Origin of the sequence: Actinoplanes sp. NPDC051633, assembly GCF_040681735.1 — a bacterium.
Taxonomy (GTDB): Bacteria; Actinomycetota; Actinomycetes; order Mycobacteriales; family Micromonosporaceae; genus Actinoplanes.
This window is the reverse complement of sequence record NZ_JBFAZH010000745.1, coordinates 1-3,910: the sequence shown is the minus strand read 5'-3', so window position 1 is coordinate 3,910 and position 3,910 is coordinate 1. Positions and strand designations below refer to the sequence as shown.

2 protein-coding genes are annotated in these 3,910 nt (G+C 70.2%); one reads left to right on the top strand and one right to left on the bottom strand.

What is annotated here, in order from left to right; genetic code table 11:
• Positions 1-47: 47 nt before the first annotated feature.
• The gene (locus tag AB0M20_RS31110) at positions 48-503 is read right to left on the bottom strand and encodes a MarR family transcriptional regulator (RefSeq protein WP_364303895.1); all 456 of its coding nucleotides are present in this window, start codon (positions 501-503) and stop codon (positions 48-50) included.
• Positions 504-643: 140 nt separating this feature from the next.
• Here AB0M20_RS31110 and AB0M20_RS31105 point away from each other — a divergent pair.
• Positions 644-3,910 (top strand): efflux RND transporter permease subunit (locus AB0M20_RS31105; RefSeq protein ID WP_364303893.1); only part of this gene is annotated, 3,267 nt, incomplete at its 3' end.

The following is a 3,910-nucleotide window of genomic DNA, read 5'->3' as shown; positions in this document are numbered from 1 at the left end:
CCACGCACGCATCCGCGGCTCCGATGCGTGCGTGGGCTACCACTGTCTTAGGGCGTGGGATGGTCCAGCTCGTCCGCGGCCGCGCGCACCAGGAGGTGGGTCGCCTCGGCGATCAGGCGGAGCTGCTCGGCTGAGAGGCGGCTGAGTAGCTTTCGCTGTTTCTCCATGCCCGCGTCGAAGATGCCCCCGATGAGCTCACTGCCCGCTCTGGTCAAGCCGATCCGGCGCACCCGCCGGTCGTGCAGGTCCTCGGTGCGCGCGACCAGGTCCTGGGAGACCAGACGGTCCACCATGCCGCTCAGCGCGGCCAGCCCGACTCCCAGCATGCCCGCCAGCTCCACCCCGGAGACGTTGCCGTGACGGGACAGCAGCATGAGGATCTTGATCTGCGTGAGGGTCAGGTGCGAGTTGAAGAGCGGATCCGTCCGGTCGTAGGCGAACAGCCGCTGAAGCCGTTGCTGCGCGACCATAATGTCGGCAATGAGCTGCTCGTGCTCGGCCAACGCAGCCTCCCGTGTATCCGGCTGATGGCCATGGTGCGTCCATCCTGTGACAAACCCTATCAGCGCACCCCGGTGAAAAACCATTTGTTCGCGTGGGGCAAACTATCAGTACTGGCCGAACCTTTCTCGGGGGAGAGCGCATGTCATTTCTGACCCGGCTCAGTCTCGCCAACCGTGGCCTCGTGGCCCTCATCGCGATCGTGATCACCGGCTTCGGGATCTATGCGATCCCGTCGCTCAAGCAGCAGCTGCTGCCCTCGCTCGAGTTCCCCGGCGCGTTCATCGGCGCCGCCCTGCCCGGCGCCTCGCCGGAGATCATCGAGGAGCAGGTCACCAAGCCCATCGAGGACGCGGTCAAGGGCGCCGACGGCCTCGACCAGATCCAGTCGGAGACCCGCGAGGGCGCCGCCACGGTGTCGGTGACCTTCGAGTTCGGCACCGACATCGACGAGGCGGTCAATCAGCTGACCACGTCGATCAACCGGATCCAGCCGACGCTGCCGTCCGGCGTCGAGCCGACCGTCTTCGCCGGCAGCACCGACGACATCCCGGCCATCGTGCTCGCCGCGTCCGGGGGGACCGACCAGGGCGAGCTGGCCGAGAAGCTGAACGAGTCGGTGGTGCCCGAGCTCAACGCGATCGACGGCGTCCGCGACGTGGAGGTCACCGGGGTCCGCGACGAGCAGATCGTGATCACGCCGAACCTGCCCGCGATGGCGCAGCGCGGCGTGAGCCCGGCCGCCCTCACCGATGTGCTGAAGGCCAACGGCATCTCCATCCCGGCCGGTGCGGTGGCCGAGGGCGACAAGTCGCTGAGCGTGCAGGTCGGCACCCCGATCAGCGGCATCGGCCAGCTCCGCGGCCTCTATCTCACCGGCGGCGCCGGCCCGGTCAAGCTCGACGACGTGGCGGATGTGGAGAGCAAGCCCGCGCCCGCGACCGGCTACACCCGCACCGACGGGGTGGACAGCCTGGGCATCGCGGTGACCGCCGCGCCCGACGGCAACCCGGTCGCCATCTCGCACGAGGTCAACGACAAGCTGGCCGGTCTGCAGGAGGCGTCCGGCGCGAAGCTCACCGTGATCGTCGACCAGGCGCCGTTCGTCGAGCGCTCGATCGAGAGCCTGACCACCGAGGGCCTGCTGGGCCTGCTGATGGCCGTCATCGTGATCCTCGTCTTCCTGCTCTCGGTGAGGTCCACGCTGGTCACGGCGGTGTCGATCCCGCTCTCGGTGCTGATCGCCCTGATCGGCCTGTGGATCGGCGACTACTCGCTCAACCTGCTGACCCTCGGCGCGCTCACCATCGCGGTCGGCCGGGTCGTGGACGACTCGATCGTCGTGCTCGAGAACATCAAGCGACATCTGGGGTACGGCGAAGAGAAGGTGCACGCCATCATCGGCGCCGTCCGCGAGGTGGCCGGCGCGGTGACCGCCTCCACCCTGACCACGGTCGCGGTGTTCGCGCCGATCGCCCTGGTCGGCGGGTTCGTCGGTCAGCTGTTCGCGCCGTTCGCCATCACGGTCACGGTGGCCCTGGTCGCGTCGCTGTTCGTCTCGCTGACCGTCGTGCCGGTGCTCGCGTACTGGTTCCTGCGGCCCGCCGCGGGCGGCGTGGAGTCCGACGAGGTGCGCCGGGCCGCCGAGGAGAAGGAGCGCCGGAGCCCGCTGCAGCGGTCGTACCTGCCGGTGATCGGGTTCGCCACCCGCTTCCGCAAGACCACCGTGCTGATCGGCATCCTGGTGCTGGGCGGAACCTTCGCGCTCTCCACCCGGTTGGAGACCAACTTCCTGGACGAGTCCGGGCAGGATTCGATCCAGATCAGCCAGCAGATGCCGGTCGGCACCAACCTGGCGGCCACCGACGCGGCGGCGAAGAAGGTCGAGGCGGTCCTCGCCGGCCGCGAGGGCGTGAAGTCGTACCAGGTCTCGGTCGGCCAGAGCGGCGAGTTCAACCCGTTCGTCGGCTCCGGCGGGGCCAGCGGCGCGTCGTTCAGCGTGGCGCTGGAGGAGAACGCCGACGCGGTGAAGATCGGCGACGAGCTGCGCGACGAGCTCGGCAAGCTGCCCGGCGCCGGCGAGATCACGGTCGGCGGAGACAGCAGCACCGGCCTCAGCGGTGACCAGCTGTCGGTGACCGTGCAGGCGGCGGACAACGCCGTGCTGGCCGACGCCACCGAGCAGGTGCGGGCCGCGATGGCCGGCACGCCCGACGTCTCCGACGTGACCACCACGCTGGCGGCCAGCGTGCCGCGGCTGCAGGTGGCCGTCGACCGGCAGAAGGCGGCGCGGGCCGGGCTCACCGAGGCGCAGGTCGGCCAGACGGTGGCCGGAGCGTTCCGCCCGGCGCCCGCGGGGCAGGTCTCCGTGGACGGCGCGAACCGCGACGTGGTGATCTCGTTCGGGTCGCCGCCGACCAGCGCCGCCGCGCTGGAGAAGCTGCCGCTCACCACGGCGCGCGGGGTGGTGCCGCTGTCCAGTGTCGCCACGGTGTCCGAGGTGGACGGTCCGGAGGAGGTCACCCGGATCGACGGCAACCGCAGCGTGCAGGTGAACGGCACGTCGACCGGCAAGGACCTGCGGGCGACGACTAACACGCTGAAGGAGCGGCTGAGCGCGCTGGCGTTGCCGCCCGGTGCCTCGTACACCGTCGGTGGTGTCAGCCAGGACCAGGCGGACGCGTTCGCCGACCTCGGCCTCGCGGTGCTCGCCGCGATCGCGATCGTCTTCGTGATCATGGTGGCCACGTTCCGCAGCATCGTGCAGCCGATCATCCTGCTCATCTCGATCCCGTTCGCCGCCACCGGAGCGATCGCGCTGCTGCTGGCGACCGGAACCCCGCTGGGCGTGCCGGCGCTGATCGGTGTGCTGATGCTGGTCGGCATCGTGGTGACGAACGCGATCGTGCTGCTCGACCTGATCAACCACTACCGGGCCGAGGGCATGGGCGTGGTCGAGGCGGTGATCGAGGGTGGCCGGCACCGGCTGCGGCCGATCCTGATGACCGCCATCGCGACCATCTTCGCGCTGCTGCCGATGGCCCTCGGGCTGACCGGCGAGGGCGGCTTCATCAGCAAGCCGCTGGCCATCGTGGTGATCGGCGGCCTGGTCAGCTCGACGCTGCTGACCCTGGTGCTGGTGCCGACGCTCTACACGATGGTCGAGAACGGCAAGGAGAAGCGGCGGCGCAAGCGGGAGAGCAAGCGGCTGGCCAAGGAGGCCGATACGCCGAAGCACGCCGCCGCCGACGCCACGGGCGAGCAGGTGCCGGAGGATGCGCCGGTGCCCGACTCCAGCGGCGGCGCGCACGAGGCTCCGCCGGAGAAGGTGAGCGGGGCCCTGCGCGGCTACACCGACCAGTTCGAGGTCCTCAAGATGCCGCGCAAACCGGCCGGCCCGCCGCCGGCC